This window comes from Xenorhabdus beddingii (assembly GCF_002127545.1).
Classification (GTDB): domain Bacteria; phylum Pseudomonadota; class Gammaproteobacteria; order Enterobacterales; family Enterobacteriaceae; genus Xenorhabdus; species Xenorhabdus beddingii.
Genome location: NZ_MUBK01000154.1, coordinates 1 through 610, shown reverse-complemented (window position 1 = coordinate 610; position 610 = coordinate 1). Strand labels below are relative to the sequence as shown.

The following is a 610-nucleotide window of genomic DNA, read 5'->3' as shown; positions in this document are numbered from 1 at the left end:
TTGCTTAAGAAGATCAAATGGCCGGATAAGGTGAAGAATCTGGAATTGTTAGGTAAGCATATCAGCGTTCAAGCGTTTCGTGAGCAGGTTAAAAATGAGCATGATGTTGTTGGTACGCTATCTGACCTAATGGACGAACTATCTAAGGGATAATCATGAAGCCGGGACATTTAGCGTTACTACGCGATAAACTCTGGCGGCTCAACAATCTCTACTGGATAACGGATAAAGAAGGTCGTCCGGTCAGATTCAGGATGACGCCTGAGCAGTTGGAGTACTTTGAGGGCATTCACACCCGTAACATTATCCTGAAAGCTCGTCAGCTTGGCTTCACAACCGAAGTTTGCATTATCCAACTCGACGCCGCGCTATTTGAGTCAGCCAAGTGCGCCCTGATCGCCCACACGTTAAATGACGCTAAGCGTTTATTCCGTGAGAAGGTCAAATATGCCTACGACCGCCTGCCCGATGAGATTAAAGCGGCTAATCCTGCCAGCAATGATGCGGCGGGTGAACTGGTCTTTCGTAAAGGCGGGTCACTTTATGTATCAACCTCATTCCGTGGTGGCACATTGCGTTATCTGCATGTCTCTGAGTTCGGGAAGATATG

General features: G+C 47.7%; 2 pseudogenes. Both read left to right on the top strand.

Features of this window, described 5'->3' with window-relative positions:
• Positions 1–153: pseudogene (locus Xbed_RS19005) on the top strand (terminase small subunit); the annotation flags it as partial.
• A gap of 2 nt (positions 154–155) precedes the next feature.
• Positions 156–610 (top strand): annotated as a pseudogene (locus Xbed_RS19000) (terminase); the annotation flags it as partial.